Origin of the sequence: Noviherbaspirillum saxi (assembly GCF_003591035.1) — a bacterium.
In the GTDB taxonomy this organism is placed as follows: domain Bacteria; phylum Pseudomonadota; class Gammaproteobacteria; order Burkholderiales; family Burkholderiaceae_D; genus Noviherbaspirillum; species Noviherbaspirillum saxi.
The window spans coordinates 1,120,818-1,144,195 of sequence record NZ_QYUO01000001.1; the positions used below are offsets into that span (position 1 = coordinate 1,120,818).

The following is a 23,378-nucleotide window of genomic DNA, read 5'->3' on the forward strand; positions in this document are numbered from 1 at the left end:
GCGTAGGGGGAAGGGATTTAGTGGTCTTGCCAACTTGCGAGTAGTGATCATCTGATTACAGGGAATGTCAGGGCAGGAGTGGATATCAATACCATCGCCTTTTAAGCTGATCCCTGCCCCAGTCAAACGCCAAACTTAGACGTTTCCCGCACTACCGTACTTACTTCCCAGCCATCCCCAACAACATCTCATTCAGCCGCTTCACAAACCCGGCCGGATCCGCAAGATTGCCGCCCTCGGCCAGCGTCGCCTGATCGAACAGGATGTGCGCCCAGTCGTTGAACTTAGCTTCTTCATACTTCAATCGCTGAACCAGCGCATGATCCGGATTGATTTCGAGAATAGGCTTGGACTCAGGCGCATTCTGGCCGGCGGCCTTCAGCATGCGCAACAGGTTGCCCGACAGTTCATGCTCGTCCGCGACCAGACAGGCCGGCGAGTCGGTCAGGCGGAAGGTCACGCGCACATCCTTGGCCTTGTCGGACAGGGCGGTCTTCATCTTTTCGACCAGTTCCTTGTATTGCGATTCGGTCTCTTCATGCTGCTTCTTCTCGGCTTCGTCTTCCAGCTTGCCGAGGTCGAGATCGCCCTTGGCGACGGAGGCCAGTTCCTTGCCGTCGACGTCCTGCAGGAAGGACAGCATCCATTCATCGACGCGGTCGGTCAGCAGCAGGACTTCGACGCCTTTCTTGCGGAAGATTTCGAGATGCGGGCTGTTCTTGGCCGCCGCATAGTTGTCGGCGGTGACGTAGAAGATCTTGTCCTGACCTTCCTTCATGCGGCCGATGTAGTCGGCGAACGACACCGTTTGCGCATCGCTGTCGTTGTGCGTCGATGCAAAACGCAGCAGTTTGGCGATGCGTTCCTTGTTTCCCTGATCCTCGCCTATGCCCTCCTTGAGCACCTGGCCAAACTCGGTCCAGAATGTCGCATACTTGTCCTTCTGCTCCTGCTCGTCGTTGTTGGCGAGTTCTTCGAGCAGGCCCAGCACGCGCTTGGTCGAACCTTCACGGATCACCTTGACGTCGCGCGATTCTTGCAGGATTTCACGCGAGACGTTCAGCGGCAGATCGGCCGAGTCGATCACGCCCTTCACAAAGCGCAGATAGACCGGCATCAGCTGCTCGGCATCGTCCATGATGAAGACGCGCTTCACATACAGCTTGATGCCGCCGCGCTTGTTGCGGTCCCACAGATCGAAGGGTGCGCGCGTCGGAATGTACAGCAGCTGGGTGTATTCGCTGCGGCCTTCGACGCGGTTATGGGTGTAGGCGAGCGGGGCTTCGAAGTCGTGCGAAACGTGTTTGTAAAACTCTTCGTACTGTTCCGGCGTGATGTCGGATTTGCTGCGCGACCACAGGGCGCTGGCCTGGTTGACGGTCTCGAACTCGTCCTTGACGACGGTTTCCTTTTTCTCTTCGTCCCATTCTTCCTTCTGCATCAGGATGGACAGTGAAATATGGTCGGAATACTTGCGGATCACCGACTTCAGCTTCCAGACCGACAGGAATTCGTCTTCGCCTTCGCGCAGGTGCAGCGTGATGTCGGTGCCGCGCGATGCCTTGTCGATGGATTCGACGCTGAAGTCGCCTTCTCCGCCCGATTCCCAGCGCACGCCCTGATCGGCCGGAAGGCCGGCACGGCGGCTGTCGACCGTGATACGGTCGGCGACGATGAAGGCGGAATAGAAACCGACGCCGAACTGGCCGATCAGCGCCGCATCCTTCTGCTGGTCGCCCGACAGCCTGGAAAAGAATTCCTTGGTGCCCGACTTGGCGATGGTGCCGAGGTGCTCGATCGCCTCTTCGCGGCTCATGCCGATGCCATTGTCGGAAATGGTGATGGTGCGCGCCGCCTTGTCGAACGTGACCTTTATCTTCAGGTCGCCGTCGTTCTCGAACAGCGCATTATTGTTGATCGCTTCGAAGCGCAGCTTGTCCGCCGCGTCGGACGCGTTGGAGATCAGTTCGCGCAGAAAGATTTCCTTGTTGGAGTACAAGGAGTGAATCATCAATTGCAGCAGTTGCTTGACTTCCGCCTGAAAACCCAGGGTTTGCTTTTCGGCTACGACCATTTTTACCTCGAAATTCAATTGAAAAAAGTGTCACGGTCAACCGGCGACCCGAGCGCTTCAATGCGCGCAGCCAGGCCATGCCGGTATGACAACTCCTGCGAGTTGGGGACACTTTCTCCGATTTCAAGGCTTTGAGGGCAAGCCTAGCCGAGTTCACGCTCAAAAAAGCGCAATACCGCAATATCGCTGGTCGCGGCAACATTGATCCGCATCCGGGTCGACGGCAGCTGGCTGGGCGAAAACAGGCTGCCGGGCGCCAGCAGGATGCCTTGCTGCAGCGCCTTTTCGGTCAGGACGTTGGTATCGCGGCCGGTATCGGCCCAGACGAACATGCCGGCCGGCGAAGTGATATCGAGCTTGAGGCCGACCCGCTCCAGCTGCTTCAGCGTCTTGTCGCGGACGCTGTCGAGCTTGCTGCGCAGGCGGTCGACATGCTTGCGGTAATGGCCTTCGGACAGGATTTTGTAGATGATGCGCTCGCCGATATCCGACGTGGTCAGCGTGGACAGCATTTTGCGGTCGGACAGCTGCTTGGCCATGTCTTCGGACGTGGCGATGAAGCCGACCCGCAGGTTCGCCGCCAGGGTTTTCGAAAAACCGCCAAGATAAATGACCCTGTTCAACTGGTCCAGCGAAGCAATGCGCGTCGCGGGCTGGACCGCGCTGCCGGGGTGCAGGTCGCAATACACATCGTCTTCAACGATGGTGAAGTCGTGCTGCTCGGCGATCTTCAGGATTTGAAATGCCTTGGCCGCCGACAACGAGGTGGAGGTCGGATTGTGCAGGACGGAATTGATCACATACAGCTTGGGTTTGTGCAGCGCGGCCAGTTCCGCCAGCCTGGCGATATCGGGGCCATCCGGCAGGCGTGGAATGCCGACCACCTTGGCGCCAAGAGTGGCAAAGGAGCCGAACATCAGGAACCAGGCAGGGTCGTCGACAAAGATCGTATCGCCCGGTTGCGCGAAATGGCGTGCCACCAGATCCAGCCCCTGCGTGATGCCCGAGGTGGTGACGATCTGGTCGGGGGTGGCCGCGATTTCCAATTCTGCCAGTTTGAGTTGAAGCTGTTGGCGGAACGGAATGGAACCCTGCGGATTGCCGTACTGAAGCAACAGGTTCTGATTCTGACGGCTGATCGCACGCAAGCCGTTCGCGATCAGTTCGCCATCCAGCCAGTCGCTCGGCAGCAGGCCGGAACCGGGTGTATGTTGCGTCGGATGCTGACGAAACATGTTGCGCACCAGCCAGACCACATCCAGGCTTTTCGGCACCGCTTCGACCGGCAGGACGTTGCCTCCGGCCGCAATGATCGGCGAGCGTTCCCGCACATAAAAGCCGGACCCGCGCCGCGATTCCAGGAAACCCTTTGCCACCAGCCGGTCGTAGGCTTCGACCACGGTGAACCTGGACACGCGATGCGTCTCGGCAAATTGCCGGATCGATGGCATGCGCGCGCCGTTGCGCAGCAGCTTGTCGTCGATCCGCGCTTCGATCGAACGCACGATCTGGTCGACCAGCGATTCGCCGCCTTCGCGGGACAGTGCCTGTGGAGTGGCGACGCTGAGTGAGGTTTTACGCGAGTTGGCTGTATTGGTCATCTTGCCGTGACAGTGTTAAGGATTATTTGCGTAACTGTACTGGTACTGTATTGGTTTTGTCGTTTAGGATAGTCCAACCTTCCCTGAACTGCAACCGAGAGCCAGCCATGACCCTGCCTTTGCCCGATCGCGAACAACTCGAAATGACGGCTCGCATCGTGTACGACGCCATGCCTGCGACGCCGCAGTATTCATGGCCGTTGCTGAACGAAGCGCTCGGTACGGAAGTGTGGGTCAAGCATGAAAATCATACGCCGACCGGCGCATTCAAGGTGCGCGGTGGCCTGGTATACCTGCATGAACTGGCCCGGCGGTCGCCACATGTGCGTGGCGTGATTTCGGCAACGCGCGGAAACCATGGCCAGTCGGTGGCCTTCGCCGGCCGCCGTCACGGCTTGCAGGCGACCATTGTGGTCCCGCGCGGCAACAGCAAGGAAAAGAATGCCGCCATGCGCGCATTGGGCGCGAACCTGATCGAGCATGGCAATGAGTTCCAGGAAAGCCGCGAACACGCGATCCAACTCGCCGAGATGCAGCGGCTGCACATGATTCCTTCCTGTCATCAGGATCTGGTCTATGGCGTCGCCACTTACTGGATGGAGTTGTTGTCGGCGCAGCCGGATCTCGATACTGTATTCGTCCCGATAGGACAGGGTTCCGGCATCTGCGGCGCGATTGCCGCCCGCCACGCGCTGGGCTTGTCGACCCGTATCATCGGCGTCGTTTCCGCGCATGCGCTCGCCTACAAGCTGTCTTATGAACAGAAGCGCAAGCTGGAGTCCCCGGTCACCACGGTGACGGCGGACGGCATGGCTTGCCGTGTGCCGGACGAGGCATCGCTGGCGTGGGTTACGCGTTATGCCGACGACATTGTCGCGGTCACCGATGACGAAGTCGAAGAAGCCATGCGGCTCTACTACCTCGCAACGCATAACGTTGCCGAAGGCGCCGGCGCTGCGGCACTTGCTGCCGCCATGCAGATGAAGCAGCAACTGGCCGGCCGCAAGATCGGCGTCCCGCTCTGCGGCGGCAATGTCGATCATGACCAGTTCGCCCGCATCCTGAACAGACAACAACGCTGTCCCCAACCGCTCTCCTGAGGAACCGCTATGGAATCCCTGCTGCCGCTCGCACTCTTCGCATTCGTCTCGTCGATCACCCCTGGGCCAAACAACATCATGCTGACCTCGTCGGGCATTCTGTTCGGCTTTCAGCGCTCGATCCCTCACATGCTCGGCATCACCGTCGGCTTCGGCGTCATGCTGGCGCTTTGCGCGGCGGGCATCGGCAGTGTGATTCTTGCCGTTCCGGCGATTCATATTGTGCTTAAGGTACTGGGTTCGGCTTATCTGCTTTATCTGGCCTGGCAACTGCGCAGCATGGCGTTCCGCCAGGACCAGCAGGGCAGCGCCAGGCCAATGTCTTTTTTCGGTGCCGCGCTGTTCCAGTTTGCCAATCCCAAGGCATGGGTGATGGCGATCACCGGCGCTTCCGCCTTCCTGCCGCTGGTGCAGCCGGTATGGTTTGCCATCCTGCTGTTTTGCACGGTGTTTTGTGCAATCAATCTTCCCTGCATCGGCTTGTGGGCCGGTACCGGTGCCGCACTGCGCCGCTATCTCGCGCAACCGCAGTGGCAGCGCCTGTTTTGCGCGGTGATGGTACTGCTTACGATTTACTCCGCTATTGCTATCTGGCTGTAGACCACTACTGCGCGGCTTGCTTGCGAGGACCGAAGACTAAGCATGCAACCGTCCATAACCCGTCATCCTCGCGCAAGCGGGGATGACGGGGCAGAGTGGCAAGAAGGAATAACTGCCGGCGGCCGCAGGCAAATGCCGCAAGTTTAGAAACTTAGAAACACTATTTATTCCGCATGCCAGTGCACCACGGATGAGATGAGGAAAACACTATGAATGCAACGATGACGCAGGAAAGCCGTGGCATGTGGCTGGGCCTGGCCGGGGTCGCGATCTTTAGCCTGACCTTGCCGTTCACCCGCATGGCGGTGGCTGAACTCAACCCGGTGCTGGTGGCATTGGGCAGGGCGGTCGTTGCCGCGATCGCATCGGCTGCCTTGCTGTGGTGGATGGGTGCACCGCGTCCGACAACGGCGCAATGGCGCGCACTGGTCATCACTTCGCTCGGCGTGGTAATCGGTTTCCCAGTGTTTACCTCGATCGCGATGCGCTACGTACCGGCGTCGCACGGCGCGATCGTGATCGGCATCCTGCCGCTTGCCACCGCGCTGTTCGGTGCGCTCCGCTTCGGCGAACGGCCATCGATGGGATTCTGGATTGCAGCCCTGGTCGGCAGTGCGCTAGTCGTCGGTTTTGCGCTGTGGCAGGGCGACGGAGAGTTCCATGTCGCCGATCTCGCGCTGTTTGCGGCAGTCATCGCCGCTGCAATGGGTTATGCGGAAGGGGGACGCCTGTCGCAGTCCATGGGCGGCCAGCAAGTGATTTCCTGGGCCCTGGTGCTTTCCATGCCGGTATTGCTGCCGGTCACGGTATGGCTGGTCTGGACTTATGGGCTTGATGCGTCGCCGAAGGCATGGATAGGATTCGGCTATGTGTCGCTATTTTCGATGTTTATTGGGTTCTTCTTTTGGTATAAAGGGCTGGCCCTCGGCGGCATCGCCAGGGTTGGGCAGGTGCAACTGTTGCAACCTTTCCTGACCTTGCTGGCTGCGGCCTTGATGCTCGGTGAAGCCCTGGATGCGCGCAACTTTCTGTTTGCGATTGCGGTAATTGCGGTCGTCGCGGTCGGCAGGCAAATGGGCGTCCGGCGCTGAGCGGTAGAATTGCCGTCTTTTTCATCCCCGCCAATCCTTTTTTCGGAGACCATCTTGTCCTACTACGACAAACTGAAAGCCCTCAATATCGAACTGCCGGCCGTCGCCGCGCCCGCAGCCGCCTATGTGATGTTTGCACAAACCGGCAACACCGTCTTCCTGTCCGGCCATATCGCCAAGAAGGACGGCAAGCCATGGGTGGGCCAGCTTGGCAAGAACATGTCGACCGACGAAGGCAAGCAGGCCGCGCGCGCCGTGGCGATCGATCTGATCGCCACCTTGCAGGCAGCCTGCGGCGGCGATCTCAATCGCGTCAAGCGCATCGTCAAGGTGATGAGCCTGGTGAATTCGACCGCGGAATATACCGAGCAGCACCTGGTCACCAATGGCGCGTCCGAACTGTTCGGCGAAATCTTCGGCGAGCAGGGCAAGCATGCGCGCTCCGCATTCGGCGTGGCGCAAATTCCCTTGGGAGCCTGCGTTGAAATCGAACTGATCGCCGAACTTACCTGATTCTTTTTATCCCAACCCGCATCGAGGAGCATTCATGATCCAGCGCCGTTTTCGCCAAGTCGACGTCTTTACCGCCGTGCCTTACCTGGGCAATCCGGTCGCCGTCATCCTCGATGGTGATGGCTTGACGACGGAACGCATGCAGACCATCGCGCGCTGGACCAATCTGTCCGAAACGACTTTCGTTTGCTCCCCCACCGATCCCTCGGCCGATTACCTGCTGCGTATTTTTTGTCCAACCAATGAAATGCGTTTTGCAGGGCATCCGACGATAGGCAGCGCGCATGCCTTGCTGTCGTCCGGATTCATACCAAAGCAGGCCGGTACGCTGGTGCAGCAATGCGGGGTAGGGCTGGTACATCTGCAGACCGACGACGATGGCATTGCGATCGCGTTGCCGCCAGCTCTGATGACGCCGGTAGACGCCGCCACGCATAGGGAGGTCGAAGAAGCGATCGGCGCACGCCTGCTGGAAGCCCCCGTCATTGTCGATATCGGTGTCGAATGGCTGACCGGGCAGGTTGCAAGCGGCGAAGCCTTGCGCGCTTTGAAGCCGTCGATGGATGGTATGGCTGCAATAGCCAGGCGCGTCGGCGCCAATGTGAACATGTTCGGGCTGGACGGCGATACGGTGGAAGTCCGTTCATTCGCCCCGAATGAAAGCACGCCGGAAGATCCGGTCTGCGGCAGCGGCAATGGCGCGGTGGCGTACTACCTGCGCGAGCGTCGCGGAACGGTCGATTACCATGCGCGTCAAGGTCGCTGCGTCGGGCGCGACGGCCACATCCGCGTCAGCCATGACAAGGACACCATCTGGCTCGGCGGCCAGGCGGTCAATTGCATTGAAGGCATGATCCAGGCGTAATGCAGATTCGGCGCGGCCGGCTGATTCTGTCGCAATGATCGGAATCGGAACCGGGAGCGCGTCGCATGCACTACAATCTCAACTCCGGCCGGCATCTATCCGATGCTGTTCTGATAAAAGTCTGCCACGAGCGGACCTTCATAAGGTGAATGGTCGTTGCGACAACGTGAAGACATTTGCCATCAACCAAGCGAGACCAGTATGAAAATGGAAAATCCAACCCCGATCCAATGGCAATTCTCCGAGCGCGCTCAACAGCTGCAAAGCTCCGCAATCCGTGAAATCCTGAAGGTGACCGCGCGTCCCGAAGTCATCTCTTTCGCGGGTGGATTGCCTTCTCCCGAAACCTTCCCGGTCGAGCGCATGCGCGCCGCCTTCGACAGCGTTCTGGTCAAGCAGGGCAAGGTAGCGCTGCAGTACGGACCGACCGATGGTTACGGCCCGCTGCGGGAATGGATTGCTAATTCCTTGTCCGGCGACGGTGTCAAGATCGTGCCCGAGCAGGTGTTGATGGTGTCCGGTTCGCAGCAAGGCCTGGACCTGCTGGCAAAGGTGCTGGTCGATGAAGGCAGCAAGGTACTTGTCGAGACGCCCAGCTATCTCGGCGCGCTACAGGCATTTTCCGTTTATCGCCCCGAATTCGTCTCGGTGCCGACCGATGAGAACGGCCTGTTGCCGGATCGCCTGGACGACATCGGCAAGGGTGCGCGCCTGCTGTATGCACTGCCCAATTTTCAGAATCCCACCGGCCGCACGATGCCGGTCGAACGCCGCATCGCGCTGGTAGAAGCCTGTGCCCGCCTCGGCCTGCCATTGATTGAGGACGACCCGTATGGCGCATTGTGCTATCGTGGCGAACCCCTGCCCAAGCTGCTGGGAATGAACCCGAACGGCGTGATTTACATGGGTTCGTTCTCCAAGGTGCTGACGCCGGGTATTCGCCTCGGCTACGTGGTCGCGCCGGTACCGCTGATCCGCAAGCTTGAGCAAGCCAAGCAGGCGGCCGATCTGCACACTGCGACGCTGACGCAAATGGTGGTGTATGAGGCAATCAAGGATGGCTTCCTGACCGAACACATTCCGACGATCCGCAAACTGTATGCAGACCAGTGCGACGCAATGCTGGCCGCATTGACGGAATTCTTCCCGCCGTCCGTCACCTGGACCAAACCCGAGGGCGGCATGTTCATCTGGCTGACACTGCCCAAGCATATCGACAGCATGAAATTGCTCGATGAAGCGATCGAGCAACTGGTCGCCTTCGTGCCGGGCGCACCGTTCTATGCGAATGCGCCGGAACACAATACCCTGCGTCTGAGCTTTGTGACTGTGCCGCCGGCCAAGATTCGTGAAGGCGTTGAGAAGCTCGGCAAGCTGATCGCCGCGAAACTGTAATTGGCCTTTGCATCGGCTGTAAAAGCGCTCCGATCATGGAGCGCTTTTTTTCATTGTGACTTTTGCTACAAACCTGTCCAGACCCTGTTCGGGAGCGTGTTGTATAAAGGAATAATCTTTAAATTGCTTATAGAAAACCAATGGCTTGAGGCAATTGTTTTGCTAGACTCGGTTCACCGGCAAGCATATTTCCAGATTGAATGAATTTCTACGGCACCAGCGGCAACGATAATCTTACCGGCTCCACGGGCGATGACATGCTATCGGGAGGGAGCGGCAACGATACGCTGGACGGCGGCGCCGGCAATGATGAGCTGTATGGCGGCAGCGGTAATGATTTTTATATCATTCGCGACCGTTTCGATTTCGTCTACGACTCGAGCGGTACTGACAGTGGAATCATCTATGCGGATTTCTACAAGGCCGATGCGGACGTTGAAGGCTGGACCTGGGCAAGCGGCGTGCAAAAGCTGCCTTACTGGATAGATTCCATGCTACCGGGAAGCGCGTCGAGCTTTACTCCTCTGCTGGGCGGCAGCAAGACGATTTATTTCTGTTTTCCCACTGTAGCGCCGGCGCATTTTTCTTCAAGCGACGCTAGCGGATTCAGGGCATTCACCGCGCAACAGCAGGCATTTGCGAAACAAGCCTTTGCCTATATCTCCAGCGTCATCGGTATCCAGTTCGTGGAAACGAGCAATCCGGCTGCGGTGAACACCATGGTGCTTGCCAATAATATCCAGTCCGGGTCGGCCGGGTATGCCTACTATCCCTTCGACGATTACCAGGGCAGTGATGTGCTGCTCAACCATACCGGCAGCAGCGCACGCAATCTGACCCCGCAAGCCGGCGATTATTCCGCGTTGACGCTCATCCATGAGTTGGGGCATGCACTGGGACTGAAACATCCTTTCAAGGAAAGCGATTCGATCGGCAGCAGCAGCGACGGTCCTTTCCTGTCTGCGGCGGAAGATTCGTCGCAATGGACTGTCATGAGCTATAACAGCCGGCCGGCGGAATACAACCTGCTCTACTCGCCATTCGATATCGCCGCGTTACAGTATCTGTATGGACCAAGCACCGCGCAGACCGCGGACAATGTCTACACGCTGAGCGCCACGGCGCCCAACTTCATCTGGGATGGCGGCGGCAACGACAGCATCGATGCAAGCAGCATGACCCAGGGCCTTACCTTGTATCTTGAACCGGGTTACCACGGCTATGTCGGATCGCAATCCGCGCTGATGTCTTCGGCAGGTCAGGTGACCGTCAATTTCGGCACGGTGATCGAAAACGCGAGAGGCGGTTCGGCCGTCGACACGATTATCGGCAACGGCGCAGCCAATCATCTCTACGGCAATGGCGGCAACGACACACTGAGCGGCGGCGCCGGAAACGATATCCTCGAAGGCGGCGACGGCGATGACAATTTCATTGGTCTGTCCGGATGCGACGTCATTTATGGCGGAAACGGTTCCGACACGCTGTCGCTGGCTTCCGGCATCACGCAGGTACAGGTGCTGAAACTGCGTAACGATGCGCTGATGGTGAGCGACAACAATGGCAACGTGAACGTGTGCCGCAACGTCGAACAGATCCAGTTTGCAGATGGCGCGCTCGGAGCCAGCGCATTGAGCGCGACCGGTAACCTCGACGCTATTCTTGGGCAAATCTATGTGGCGGCTTTCCGCCGTGCGCCTGAAACCGAAGGTTATAACTATTGGTCGCAGGATGTGGCCGCCCGCGGCTATGCGGCGGTTGCCGAAACGATGTTTTCGCTGGATATTGTCAAGGTGATCTACCCAGTTGCAATGACGGCAAGCCAGTTCGTCACCGCCATCTACAACAACGTCTTCGACCGTGCTCCTGATGCGCAGGGCCTCGAATTTTGGATAGGGCATCTCGCCTCACGATCGCGCGGACAACTGGTGATCGATATGACCAATGCCGCCCTTACTACGGCCGATGGAACCAGCGGCAAGGACTTCTTTCAGAACCGGCTCGACTGGTCGCTATATGCGGTCAGTTATCAAAGCGAGCAACAGCGTGAAATGACGCCTGACCATCTCACGATGGTGACGAACAGCGTCAATGCAGATGCATCGACGCTGTTGACATTGATCGGGCAGGGCGAAAGCGGAATCGCCTTGTAGCGACGGCATCGCTCGCCGGGAAACGCGGATGAGTGGTCCCGGGAGACCTTACTGCAGCCGGAACCGTTTCCGGCCGGATCCGCTAGTTCGGCGCCAAGCCGGCAGGTTTGATCTTCGATTCCAGCGCCTTGCCCTTGCGCGCACGCTTGCCTATATGAGCCGCGAGTTCGTTCGCCGTCAATCGGACGTCCTGCGCCTTGCCGGCGCGTCCGGTACCGGACACTGTCACGCCTTTCTGGCTGATCGCTTGCGCCGCCAGGAGCTTCTCGTTCTTCTCCAGCTCCATCAGGATCACGCCGCGACCGCCACCCGACAGGGTCTTGATCTCGTCCATGCCGAATACCAGCAGCCGTCCCTTTTCGGACAGGCAGGCAATCGCGCTTGCATTGTCTGCAATCGTGCGCGGCGCGAGCGGCTCATCGCCATCTTCAAGAGTAATGAAGGCTTTGCCGGCCTTGACGCGGCTGACCATGTCGCCGGCCTTGGTGGTAAAGCCGTAGCCGGCGGTGGACGCGAGCAATAGCGCAGTCTCTGCCGGGCCGACGAAGTAGTGCAGCAGGCGCGTGCCGCTGGCCAGTTCGATCAGCGTGGTAACGGGTACGCCGTCGCCGCGCGCACCCGGCAGCGCAGTGACGGGCACGGAGTAAATCCGGCCGTTCGAGCCGAAAGCAAGCAGGGTATCGACGGTCCGGCATTCAAAGGTGCCGTACAGGTTATCTCCGGCCTTGAAGGTGAACTGCGCCGGATCATGGCCGTGTCCGGTACGTGCGCGCACCCAGCCCTTTTGCGAGATCACCACGGTGACCGGTTCGTCGATGACTTTCTGTTCGACGCTGGCCCGTTCCGCTTCCTTGATCAGGGTACGGCGTGCATCGCCAAACTGCTTGGCATCGGCTTCGATTTCCTTGATCACCAGTTTTTTCATCGACCCGGGATTGTCGAGCAGGTCGTGCAGCGATTCCTTTTCCTTGCGCAGCTCGTCCAGCTCCTGCTGGATCTTGATGGCTTCCAGCCTGGCGAGCTGGCGCAGGCGGATTTCCAGGATGTCTTCGGCTTGACGGTCGGATAGCTTGAACGCCTGCATCAACGCCGGCTTTGGCTCGTCCGATTCGCGGATGATCTTGATCACCTTGTCGATGTTGAGCAAGACTGCTTCGCGGCCTTCCAGGATATGAATCCGATCGTCGACTTTTCTGAGTCTGAACTGGGTGCGTCGGGTGATCGTCGCAAAACGGAAGTCTATCCATTCGCGCAGAATGTGGCCGAGACCCTTCTGGCGTGGCCGGCCGTCGCCGCCTATCATCACCAGATTGATCGAACTGCCGGTCTCCAGTGAGGTATGGGCCAGCAGGATATTCATGAATTCTGTCTGGTCCTGGTTCTTCGACTTCGGCTCCAGCACCAGCCGCACCGGTGCATCCTTGCCCGATTCGTCGCGCACGGTGTCGAGCACCGACAGGATCATCTGCTTGGTCGCGAGCTGTTCCGGTAACAGCGATTTCTTGCCGACCTTGACCTTGGGATTGGTCAGTTCCTCGATTTCTTCGAGGATTTTCTGCGACGATGTACCGGGTGGCAGTTCGGTTACGACCGCTTGCCACTGGCCGCGCGCGAGGTCTTCGATTTTCCAGCGTGCGCGCACCTTCAGCGTGCCGCGACCGCCTTCATACATTTCCGAGATTGCCGATGTCGGCGTGATGATTTGCCCGCCGCCCGGAAAGTCCGGTCCGGGTATGAACTCCATCAATTCCGCATGGCTCAGCTTGGGATTGCGGATCAGCGCGACGGCGGCTTTTGCCACTTCGGTCAGGTTATGAGACGGGATCTCGGTTGCCAGGCCGACCGCGATGCCGGATGCACCATTCAACAGGACAAAGGGCAGGCGCGCCGGCAGCAGCTTCGGCTCTTCGGATGTGCCGTCATAGTTCGGGGTGAAGTCGACGGTGCCCATGTCGATTTCATCGAGCAGCAGCCGCGAGATCGGCGTCAAGCGCGCTTCGGTGTAGCGCATGGCCGCCGCGCCATCGCCGTCGCGTGAACCGAAATTCCCCTGGCCGTCGATCAGCGGATAGCGCAGTGAAAAATTCTGCGCCATACGCACCAATGCGTCATATACCGACTGGTCGCCGTGCGGATGCAGTTTGCCCAGCACGTCGCCGACCACCGCCGCGGATTTGCGCGGTTTGGCGGTCGAGTTCAGTCCGAGTTCGTTCATTGCATACAGGATGCGGCGCTGTACCGGCTTCTGGCCATCGCTGACATCGGGCAGCGCCCGGCCCTTGACCACCGAGATCGCATAATCGAGGTAAGCGCGCTCGGCAAAGGTCGCCAGCGTCAGCGCCTCGCCGTCACCGGACGGCATCTCATCAAACAGGTTGGCTTGTTCAATCATTGTTGTCTGTGTTTATTCGAGTGCGGACACCGGCATGTTGCGGCGTCCGGGAATGGTCATGTGAATGCGTTTTGCCGTGGGAAGCGCGCCCGTCAGTTCGCCGGCCAGCGATGCAATTGCAAGCGTTTGCGCGCTTGGCTTGTACAGCTGGTAGAACTGCTTGACGATCTGCACGTAGTTGCGCGTCTCGGGGTAGGGCGGAATCGCATTCTTGTACTTCTGCACCGCGCCTTCGCCGGCGTTATATGAAGCGATCACCAGTTCAGGTTTTTCCGGAAACAGTTTGTGCAGGTCGCGCAAATAGCGCGCGGCCAGGCGGATGTTGGTTTTCGGATCGGTCAGTTTTTGCTCGATGCTGCGCTTGCGGTCGCCCTGCAAGCCGTAGCGCTCGGCGGTGGCAGGCATGATTTGCATCAGGCCGATGGCACCTTTGGGAGATACGGCCAGAGCATTGAACCCCGATTCGGCGGCCATGACTGCCTTGAGCATGGCCGGATCGAGCGAGAACTCCTGCGCTGTCTCGTGCACCAGAGTTTCGACTTTCTTCAGCCCCGGATGGCGCGAAAGGTAGCCCGACAGCGGTGTATGTACAGCTTGCGCCGGCATCGGCGCAAGCTGGGCGGTATCGAAGGACGTGCCTCCACGCAGAAAAAGCTGATAACGCTCGTCGATTTTTTCGGTCGAGAAATGCGCGATGCCCTCTGCATCGATATAACCGTAGACATCCGCGCGCGCGGACAATGCGGCGAACATCATGCACAGGGCAACGAGCAATCTCATCGGGCGCATGGAATCAGATATCGGCTTCCGCTTCGTTGCCGTGCTCTTCCAGCCATGCACGGCGGGCAGCGGCTTCGCCCTTGCCCATCAACATGTTGAAGCGCGATTCCGATGCAGCAAGGTCGAAGTCGCCCAACGCAACGGGCAGCAGACGCCGGGTATCCGGGTTCATCGTGGTTTCCCACAATTGCTCGGCATTCATTTCGCCCAGGCCTTTGAAGCGCGAAATGCTCCATCCGCCATCCTTCACGCCATCCTTGCGCAGCTTGTCTTCGATCGCTTCCAGTTCGCCGTCGTCCAGTGCATACAGTTTCTGCGCCAGTTTCTTGCCGCGCGCCGGCGCATCGACACGATAGAGCGGAGGCCGTGCGACACAGATATGGCCGCGTGCGATCAGTTGCGGGAAATGCTTGAAGAACAACGTCAGCAGCAGAACCTGGATGTGCGAGCCGTCGACGTCCGCATCGGACAGGATGCAGATCTTGCCGTAGCGCAGGCCGCTCAGGTCGGGTGTGTCGTTCGCCCCATGCGGGTCGACACCGATCGCCACCGCGATGTCGTGAATTTCATTATTGGCAAAGAGGCGGTCGCGTTCGGTTTCCCAGGAATTGAGGACCTTGCCGCGCAAGGGCAAGATGGCCTGAAATTCCTTGTCGCGTCCCATCTTGGCGGAACCGCCGGCCGAGTCGCCCTCGACCAGGAAGATTTCGTTGCGCGAGACATCGTCCGATTCGCAGTCGGTCAGTTTGCCGGGCAATACCGCCACGCCAGAGGATTTCTTTTTCTCGACCTTTTGCGCCGAACGCAGGCGCGACTGGGCTTGCTTGATGACCAGGTCGGCCAGTTTCTTGCCATAGTCGACATGGTGATTCAGCCATAGCTCCAGCGCCGGCTTGGTATAGGTCGAGACCAGGCGCACGGCATCGCGCGAATTCAGTCTTTCCTTGATCTGGCCCTGGAACTGCGGATCGAGCACCTTGGCCGACAGCACAAAGGAAACGCGTGCGAACACGTCTTCGGGCAGCAGCTTCACGCCCTTGGGCAGCAGCGAATGCATTTCGACGAAGCTCTTCACCGCGCCGAACAAGCCGTCGCGCAGGCCGGCTTCATGGGTGCCGCCGGCCGGTGTCGGAATCAGGTTTACGTAGGATTCGCGCACCACATTGCCGTCTTCAGTCCAGGCAACGACCCAGGCCGCGCCTTCGCCTTCGGCAAAGCCTTCCGCGTCGGCGCCCGCATACTGCTGGCCTTCGAACAGCGGGATCAGCGGCTCCGCATGCGAAGCCTGGGCCAGCGATTCGATCAGATAGCCGCGCAAGCCCTGGTCGTACTGCCAGGTTTGCGTGTCGCTGTTCTTTGCGTTGATCAGCGTGACTTTCACGCCGGGCAGCAGCACCGCTTTCGAGCGCAACAGGCGCTGCAGTTCAGCGGCCGGAATGATGGCGGAGTCAAAATATTTGGGGTTCGGCCAGACGGTGACGCGGGTGCCGGATTTCTTTTCATCCTTGGCCAGCGGGCGCGATTTCAGTTTCTGTACCACGTCGCCATCGGCGAACGTCAGCTGGTGCAAGCCGCCCTCGCGCCAGACCATGATTTCCAGTCGTGACGACAGCGCATTGGTGACTGACACGCCGACCCCATGCAGGCCGCCGGAGAACGAGTATGCGCCGCCGGAACCCTTGTCGAACTTGCCGCCCGCATGCAGGCGGGTGAAGACGATCTCAACGGTGGGTACCTTCTCTTCGGGATGCGGGCCGACCGGGATACCGCGTCCATCGTCTTCCACGCTGACGCTGCCGTCGGTGTTGAGGGTGACGACGATATTCTTGCCATGGCCGCCGAGCGCTTCGTCGGAGGCGTTGTCGATGACTTCCTGGATGATGTGCAACGGATTTTCGGTGCGGGTGTACATGCCCGGCCGCTGCTTCACCGGTTCAAGGCCCTTCAGGACCCGGATTGATGATTCGCTGTAATCGGAGGCAGAGGATTTTTTAGTTGCCATTCAAGTGAAAACGCCAAAGATACGATTATTTCCGGAGGGAATGTATTTAAACATAAGTCCCAGCATTCTAGAGCCAATCTAGAGCCAATTCAGTTCGACCTGCTCAGCCCGAAACGGCATAGACAAAAAGCTGTATAAGTGTACAGGTGTCGCTGTGTCTGACCAAGGCTATCTTGGGGATAAACCAAAGATTTGCAACATTGGAACTACAGCCCATGGCTGCCGTCATTAACGTTGGCGCGGGTTGCAGTCAGCCAGGTATTGAACTTTTTCATTCCTGTAAGAAATTTCAGTAGTACTACGACATGAAATATTTATAGAATGACATGCCATGTCGAATTCCATTTTTCCCTTTGCAGTGCGCTTGATCGGCTTTTCCGATGAGGAAACCGGCAGTTTCGACCTTGCGTTCGGCAGGCAGGAGGGAAAAGGATACGGCTATTTTCGTCTCGCGGAAGACAATCTTCAGGATCCTGACATGTATGTGGTCAATGCGGATCAACTGAAGGCCATGATTACGCTCGCTGATCTGCGTGCCAGCGAAGTGCGGCCGGCGTTGCTGGTCGGCAATCCACAAATCGATCTTTCGCATCCGCGCATTCCCCACCCAATTGTCTGGAATGTACTGTTTGCCGCCTTGGATGAGTTGGTTGAAAAACGGGCCGATGCGCTTTCCCGTCTGGAAGCGTCCGACATCGTGATCGTGCCGGAACGGCGTCGTCGCCATCGTCTCGATATCGACCTGACCGTCCCGGCCGAATACGAAAAAATGCGCGCAAAAATCCCGGAAGACGGCGCCGTCTTGATCGTCGACAAGAATACGGCTTCCCGCGATTACCTGTCGGATCTGCTGTCGCGCCAACAAGTGCCGGTACTCTGGGCCGGCGATGAATTGAGCGCAGTGGAACTGTGCAAGAAGCAATCGATCGCCGTCGTGATGATCAATACGTCAACCCCGGGCGTGGATCCGTATCGCTTGTGCTGGGGGGTCAAGGAAAAAAATTCCCCGGTAAAGATCAGCGTGATCCTTCTGGTCAGCAAACCCTTCGAATACGACGCGGAGCAGGCGCGCTACGTCGGCATCGAAGGTTTTCTGAACAAGCCGCTGGCCAGCCATCACCTGATCACCGTACTGAAGAAATTCCTGCCCCGGGGCCGCTGACAAACTGCCGGCTCGGGCACAGTTACTTGCTCAACAGCCGCATTCCACGCTCCAGGCCTTCGATCGTGACCGGGAACATCCGGTTGTTCATCAACTGCCGGATGACCGAGATCGATTGCCGGTATTGCCACAAGCCTTCCGGCTCCGGATTGAGCCAGATGAATTTCGGGAAGGTGCTGGTGAATCGCTGCAGCCATTCGGCGCCCGCTTCTTCGTTGTTGTATTCGACCGAGCCGCCCGGCTGCAGGATCTCATACGGGCTCATGGTCGCGTCGCCAACGAAAATCAGCTTGGTATCCGGCGTGTACTTGCGCAGGATATCCCAGGTCGGAAAGCGTTCCGCATGCCGACGCCGGTTGTTCTTCCACAGGTAGTCGTACACGCAGTTATGGAAGTAAAAAAATTCCATGTTCTTGAATTCCGTCTTCGCGGCAGAAAACAATTCCTCGGTACGGGCGATGTGGTCGTCCATGGTGCCGCCGACATCCAGCAGCATCAGCACCTTGATATTGTTCTTGCGCTCGGGCTGCATCTTGATATCGAGGTAGCCGGCATTGTTGGCGGTAGCGCGAATCGTATCGTCGAGCGCAAGCTCTTCCTCGGCACCTTCGCGCGCGAACTTGCGCAGGCGACGCAGCGCCACCTTGATATTGCGTGTGCCCAGTTCGCGTTCGTCGTCGTAGTCGCGATAGGCGCGCGCTTCCCACACTTTGACCGCCGAACGGTTGCCGCCTTCGCCGCCGATCCGTATGCCTTCCGGATTCTGGCCGCCGTTGCCGAACGGCGAAGTGCCGCCGGTACCGATCCATTTGCTGCCGCCTTCGTGGCGTTCCTTTTGTTCCTTCAGCAATTCCTTCAGCCGGTCCATCAGCTTGTCGTAGCCGAACTTCTCGATGGCGGCTTTCTGCTCCGGCGTGAGTTCGCGCTCCATGCGCTTCTGCAGCCATTCGAGCGGGATTTCAGGATGCTTTTCAAAGATCGCGTCGATGCCGCGGAAGTATAGTCCGAATGCCTTGTCGAACTTGTCGTAGTGCGCCTCGTCCTTGACCAGCGTGGTACGCGACAGAAAATAGAAATCGTCCAGCGAAGGACTGATCACATTCTCTTGCATGGCTTCGAGCAGGATCAGGAATTCCTTGATCGAGACCGGAATCTTGGCATCCTTGAGGGTAAAGAAAAAGTCAATCAGCATGGGAAGCTCCTGCCTCAAGTTTGAACTGCAGGTTGGTTTTCACGCCCGGCCATTCATTGCGGATGATGCTGTACACCACGGTGTCACGTACGCGGCCGTCGGCCATGATCATATGATTGCGCAGTATGCCATCGAGCTTGGCGCCGAGGCGCTCGATTGCGGCCTGCGAGCGTTTGTTGAACCAGTCGGTGCGGAACTCGACCGCGATGCAGTCAAGCTGCTCGAATGCATGCGTGAGCAGCATCAGCTTGCATTCGGTATTGATGCCGCTGCGCTGCATGCTCTTCGCATACCAGGTACCGCCGATTTCGACGCGTCGATTTACAGCATCGATGTTCAGGTAGCGTGTGCTGCCGACGATGCGTCCGCTTGCCTTGTCGCGTACCGCGAAAGGAAATGCCGAGCCGCGGTCGCGCAGGTCGAGCAATTGCGAGATGTAGGCGCCGACCGCTTCGGGGCTCGGTACCGTGGTAAAGAACAACTTCCACAGTTCGCCGTCTTGCACCGCAAGCCTGATCTCTTCTTCATGCTGCGGGCCGAGCGGCTCCAGCGTCACATGGCGACCTTCAAGCCGGACCTGTTCGACAAAGTTCATGGGCGGCTACCTTGTTCTTTCAACGGTTGGTGCGCGACATGAAGACCAGGCGCTCGAACAGATGCACGTCCTGCTCGTTCTTGAGCAGCGCGCCATGCAGCGGCGGCACGATGCTTTTCGTATCCTTGCTGCGCAGCGCTTCGGCAGGGATGTCTTCAGCCAGCAGCAGCTTCAGCCAGTCGAGCAGTTCCGATGTGGAGGGTTTTTTCTTCAGACCGGCGACTTCGCGCACTTCATAAAAGGTTTGCAGCGCCTGTGCCAGCAGATCCTTCTTCAGATCCGGGAAGTGCACATCGACGATCTGCTGCATCGTGTCCTTGTCCGGGAATTTGATGTAGTGGAAGAAGCAGCGGCGCAGGAAGGCGTCCGGCAATTCCTTTTCGTTATTGGACGTAATGATCACCAGAGGGCGATTCTTTGCCTTGACCATCTCGCGCGTTTCGTACACATAGAATTCCATGCGATCCAGTTCGCGCAGCAAGTCGTTCGGGAATTCGATATCGGCCTTGTCGATTTCATCGATCAGCAGCACCACTTGCTCGTCGGCGGTGAAAGCCTGCCACAGCACGCCCTTGACGATGTAATTGTGGATGTCCTTCACACGCTCATCACCGAGTTGCGAGTCGCGCAGGCGCGATACCGCATCGTATTCATACAGGCCCTGCTGCGCCTTGGTCGTCGATTTGATGTGCCACTGCAGCAGCGGCATGCCGAGGGCAGCCGCGACTTCTTCGGCCAACATGGTCTTGCCGGTGCCTGGCTCGCCCTTGATCAGCAAGGGACGCTGCAACGTCAATGCGGCATTGACCGCGAGCTTCAGGTCGTTAGTTGCAACATAATTTTGGGAACCTTCAAAGCGGGAATCTTGTCGCATAGCGTGGTGAAGTCAAGAAGAAGAAAGAATAAGTATAAGCGAGAACGCACCGCCCGGCAGAAAGCCTGCCGTAAGCCGAATTTGCACACTTTTCCTATTAAATAGCTACTGCATGAAAATTTCCCTGATGAAGTTGCGGGTGATCTGGCGTCGCTTCCGACGCTCTTCACCCGAGCACAATGAACACCATCTCCGATATGTCGCGCAAATCCAGGCCTTGATGCGCCGCGCCAACCCGTTCGCTTCATGGAATGAGCGCGCCAACTGGATGATCGATCTCGCGGAATGGCTGAGGCGAGCGCCGGCGCATTCTCGCCAGGATGCCGACGTATGGCAACGGGTCCGATACCAGCGGATACGCTTCCTGCTCGACTGGCTCGACAGGAATCGCGATACGAAAAGGGTAGTGCAGACCACTCTGCAAAAAACGCTGCGAGAGGCGGTCGGACCGGAACTGTTCTGCGCGACAGGTTTGCCGCGCGAACCGGCATTTTTCAGCGAACTATGGGAACGCGTGATCCGGTTGGCGTTGCCGCGGCCGCCGGGTCAGCAAGACCTCTCCACACTCTTCACGGCGATGTTTCCACGCGCTGCGGATGCCGACTGGCTGCTCGGCCTGGAGCAGGAAGACCTGACGCGCATCTGGAAGCTGTGTGCCGACGATGCGATTACACATAATTATCGCCAGCAGATCGACGAAGCCTTGACCTATCTGACGTCGATGATCATTGCCGTCGGCATCAGCTCCGAGTTTCGCCAGCGGCTGGAACCGCGCATGCCCTTGCAGGCGACGCCTTTTTTGGCCTTGCGGCGTGAACTGGAAAAATATCTGCTTTCCGGGACATACGACGAAGCTGCCTTGCGCAGCGTGCGCATGCTGATTGCGGTATGCCAGGCCCAAACCGATCGCATCTACGCGCATCTGGATGAATATGGCGTCTCAGTGAGCCTGGTCTATCGGGTCGAACGCATGCGCGCCCAGCTTGCACGGATGGCTCGGCTGCTCGACCTGCGTGCGGCGCCGCCGGGTGAGGAAGGCGCGGCGCAAGTTCATTCCCTCCTGGCCGATCTGATCGACTCCCATCATCATCGGTCCTCGGTGCATGGTCTGGTCAGTCGCAGCTTTTCCCTGCTGGCGCGCAAGATGGTCGAGCGCAATGCCGATCACGGCGAGCATTACATTGCGCGCGACCGCACCGAATATCGTGCCATGCTGACGGCGGCCATGCGCGGCGGCGCTCTTACTGCATTGACCGTATTGGTAAAGGGAGTGCTTCCTTCCGGTGGTGCCGCGCGTTTCTTTGAGGGCGCATTCGCATCGCTCAATTATGCGACGAGCTTCCTGCTGATTTCGGCCGTCGGCGGTACGCTGGCAACCAAGCAGCCGGCGATCACGGCGCCTGCACTTGCGGCACGCATGCAAGCGCTGGATACAGTGGAAGGCTTGCGCAAGCTGCTGCAGGAAATCGCCTATCTGCTGCGCTCCCAGGCTGCCGCCATTTTTGGCAATCTGGTCGCCGTCATCCCAACCATGCTGATGATTTCGGCGGCCTTCATTTTTCTGGCCGGTGTTCCGGTCATGCCGCCCGCCAAGGCGGTGGCCGCGATCCAGGGATTGTCGCTGGTTGGCCCCACGCCCTTGTTCGCCGCCTTTACCGGCATCCTGTTATGGCTGTCGAGTCTGATGGCGGGCTTTGCCGATAACTGGTTCGCCCTGCGCAACATGCGCGAAGCGATTGCCCATCACCGTCGGCTGGTACATGCGCTTGGACCGGCCCGGGCCGAGCGCTGTGCAAAATGGGTTGAAAGCGGCGTGGCCGGAGTGACCGGTAATATTTCACTGGCCCTGTTGCTCGGAATGTCGCCTGTGCTCGCGCAGTTCTTCGGCCTGCCGCTCGATGTCCGGCATGTGACACTTTCCACCGGAACTCTTACCGCAGCAGTTTCCAGTCTCGGATGGGGCGCCTTGCTGACGCCCGAGACCTGGCTGGCGATCTGTGGCGTTTTGCTGATCGGGTTGCTCAACGTCGGTGTCGCATTCGCCTGTGCGCTGGCTCTTGCCTTGCGTGCACGGGATGTTCCGCGCCGATTGCAGCGCCTGGTATTTCGAGCGGTGCTGCGGCGCTTTACCGCCACACCATGGCTATTCCTGTTTCCAGAGCGACGCGACGACAAGATGCCGGTCGCGCCGGAACCTCGCGTTGAGGAGGCGCCATCGGAGCGTCGGCGTACCGGATCGGATCGCTAGTGTAGTGTTTCACGTCGATTGAGACTTATAAAAGTGATGGATTTCGCGGCGAATCGAGGCGCACACCGCAGCAATAGCGAGCTATTGCGAGGATGTGCAACGAAGAGTCGGCGTGAAAGACGCACTTTTATGTCTCAAGAAGAGTGAAACACTACACTAGATCAGCCCCGGGGCGCCGCGTCATCTGTCGACGTGGACTCCCCGGGAGTCTTAATGTAGAATTAAACGGTTTTGGTGCGTGAAAGCAACAACCGACTGTATCAGCGGCCGCGCTCAAAGTTTATCCGTCAGCGATTCGACCGGCGCAATCCGCGAACCAGCTCCCAACCGGCCTTGGTGCTGTTGCCGGGACCGGCCGGATCCCTTGCGGATAAGTTTTGAAAATTCGTATTAATAATCCCCAGCTATCATGAAAAAACTCTTTGCGCTTCTCGCGCTTGCGGGTGTTGCAAACCTCGCCGCTGCAGCGGATGTGGTCGGCAACGCCAAGGCGGCGGAAAACAAGGTGGCCATGTGTATCGGCTGCCACGGCATTCCCGGATACAAGGCGACCTTCCCCGAGGTATATCAAGTGCCAATGATAGGCGGTCAGACCGCAAAATACATTGAGAGCGCGTTGAATGCCTACAAGAAGGGCGAGCGCAAGCACCCCAGCATGCGCGGCATCGCAGCCGGTCTGTCGGACCAGGATATCGCCGACGTCGCGGCGTACTACGCTCAGCAGAAATAAGAGGGAATCGA

Annotated in this window: 18 protein-coding genes; 10 read left to right on the forward strand and 8 right to left on the reverse strand. The window is 58.6% G+C overall.

Features of this window, described 5'->3' with window-relative positions; all coding sequences use genetic code 11:
- Positions 1–160 precede the first annotated feature (160 nt).
- Together htpG and D3871_RS05410 are read right to left on the reverse strand one after the other, a co-directional pair.
- Positions 161–2,074, reverse strand: coding sequence for a molecular chaperone HtpG (gene htpG, locus D3871_RS05405; RefSeq protein WP_119767955.1), 1,914 nt, complete (start codon positions 2,072–2,074; stop codon positions 161–163).
- A 143-nt stretch (positions 2,075–2,217) separates the two neighbouring features.
- Positions 2,218–3,675 (reverse strand): aminotransferase-like domain-containing protein, encoded by a 1,458-nt coding sequence (locus D3871_RS05410; protein ID WP_119767956.1) that lies wholly within the window; start codon positions 3,673–3,675, stop codon positions 2,218–2,220.
- Between the two features lie 107 nt (positions 3,676–3,782).
- Between D3871_RS05410 and D3871_RS05415 the strand changes: the two genes are divergently transcribed.
- The 7 genes from D3871_RS05415 (at position 3,783) to D3871_RS05450 (ending at position 11,392) form a co-directional block, all read left to right on the forward strand.
- On the forward strand, positions 3,783–4,775 hold the full coding sequence (locus D3871_RS05415) for a threonine dehydratase (protein WP_119767957.1): 993 nt from the start codon (positions 3,783–3,785) through the stop codon (positions 4,773–4,775).
- 9 nt (positions 4,776–4,784) lie between these two features.
- Positions 4,785–5,375: a LysE family translocator gene (locus D3871_RS05420; protein ID WP_119767958.1), complete on the forward strand. Its 591-nt coding sequence runs from the start codon at positions 4,785–4,787 to the stop codon at positions 5,373–5,375.
- Positions 5,376–5,584: 209 nt separating this feature from the next.
- Positions 5,585–6,466: a DMT family transporter gene (locus D3871_RS05425; protein ID WP_233575519.1), complete on the forward strand. Its 882-nt coding sequence runs from the start codon at positions 5,585–5,587 to the stop codon at positions 6,464–6,466.
- Between the two features lie 54 nt (positions 6,467–6,520).
- Entirely contained in the window at positions 6,521–6,979 is a 459-nt protein-coding gene (locus D3871_RS05430) for a RidA family protein (protein WP_119767959.1), read from the forward strand.
- 34 nt (positions 6,980–7,013) lie between these two features.
- Entirely contained in the window at positions 7,014–7,844 is an 831-nt protein-coding gene (locus tag D3871_RS05435; RefSeq protein WP_199724732.1) for a PhzF family phenazine biosynthesis protein, read from the forward strand.
- Between the two features lie 201 nt (positions 7,845–8,045).
- On the forward strand, positions 8,046–9,239 hold the full coding sequence (locus D3871_RS05440; RefSeq protein WP_119767960.1) for an aminotransferase-like domain-containing protein: 1,194 nt from the start codon (positions 8,046–8,048) through the stop codon (positions 9,237–9,239).
- Positions 9,240–9,439: 200 nt separating this feature from the next.
- Positions 9,440–11,392, forward strand: a complete 1,953-nt coding sequence (locus tag D3871_RS05450) for a DUF4214 domain-containing protein (RefSeq protein WP_119767962.1) — start codon at positions 9,440–9,442, stop codon at positions 11,390–11,392.
- A gap of 82 nt (positions 11,393–11,474) precedes the next feature.
- Here the strand turns inward: D3871_RS05450 and parC are convergent, their stop codons facing one another.
- The 3 genes from parC to D3871_RS05465 are packed head-to-tail and all read right to left on the reverse strand — an operon-like array spanning position 11,475 to position 16,566.
- Positions 11,475–13,784 (reverse strand): DNA topoisomerase IV subunit A, encoded by a 2,310-nt coding sequence (gene parC, locus D3871_RS05455; protein WP_119767963.1) that lies wholly within the window; start codon positions 13,782–13,784, stop codon positions 11,475–11,477.
- A gap of 12 nt (positions 13,785–13,796) precedes the next feature.
- Positions 13,797–14,564 carry a lytic transglycosylase domain-containing protein gene (locus D3871_RS05460; RefSeq protein ID WP_233575520.1) on the reverse strand — a complete coding sequence of 256 codons (768 nt, stop codon included), beginning with the start codon at positions 14,562–14,564 and terminating at the stop codon, positions 13,797–13,799.
- A 13-nt stretch (positions 14,565–14,577) separates the two neighbouring features.
- Entirely contained in the window at positions 14,578–16,566 is a 1,989-nt protein-coding gene (locus D3871_RS05465; RefSeq protein ID WP_119767965.1) for a DNA topoisomerase IV subunit B, read from the reverse strand.
- 331 nt (positions 16,567–16,897) lie between these two features.
- Here D3871_RS05465 and D3871_RS05470 point away from each other — a divergent pair, with 331 nt between their 5' ends.
- The gene (locus D3871_RS05470; RefSeq protein WP_119767966.1) at positions 16,898–17,728 is read left to right on the forward strand and encodes a response regulator; all 831 of its coding nucleotides are present in this window, start codon (positions 16,898–16,900) and stop codon (positions 17,726–17,728) included.
- A 22-nt stretch (positions 17,729–17,750) separates the two neighbouring features.
- Here the strand turns inward: D3871_RS05470 and D3871_RS05475 are convergent, their stop codons facing one another.
- From D3871_RS05475 to D3871_RS05485, 3 genes are read right to left on the reverse strand one after another with little or no spacing between them, the layout of a single operon-like run.
- Positions 17,751–18,920, reverse strand: coding sequence for a vWA domain-containing protein (locus D3871_RS05475; RefSeq protein WP_119767967.1), 1,170 nt, complete (start codon positions 18,918–18,920; stop codon positions 17,751–17,753).
- Positions 18,910–19,515: a GNAT family N-acetyltransferase gene (locus tag D3871_RS05480; protein ID WP_119767968.1), complete on the reverse strand. Its 606-nt coding sequence runs from the start codon at positions 19,513–19,515 to the stop codon at positions 18,910–18,912. Before D3871_RS05480 ends, D3871_RS05475 begins: the two co-directional genes overlap by 11 nt.
- A 19-nt stretch (positions 19,516–19,534) precedes the next feature.
- Complete coding sequence (locus D3871_RS05485) at positions 19,535–20,389, reverse strand: AAA family ATPase (RefSeq protein ID WP_119767969.1); 855 nt, start codon at positions 20,387–20,389, stop codon at positions 19,535–19,537.
- 112 nt (positions 20,390–20,501) lie between these two features.
- Between D3871_RS05485 and D3871_RS05490 the strand changes: the two genes are divergently transcribed.
- Together D3871_RS05490 and D3871_RS05495 are read left to right on the forward strand one after the other, a co-directional pair.
- Complete coding sequence (locus D3871_RS05490; RefSeq protein WP_119767970.1) at positions 20,502–22,637, forward strand: site-specific recombinase; 2,136 nt, start codon at positions 20,502–20,504, stop codon at positions 22,635–22,637.
- A gap of 409 nt (positions 22,638–23,046) precedes the next feature.
- Positions 23,047–23,367, forward strand: coding sequence for a c-type cytochrome (locus D3871_RS05495; protein ID WP_119767971.1), 321 nt, complete (start codon positions 23,047–23,049; stop codon positions 23,365–23,367).
- Positions 23,368–23,378 lie beyond the last annotated feature (11 nt).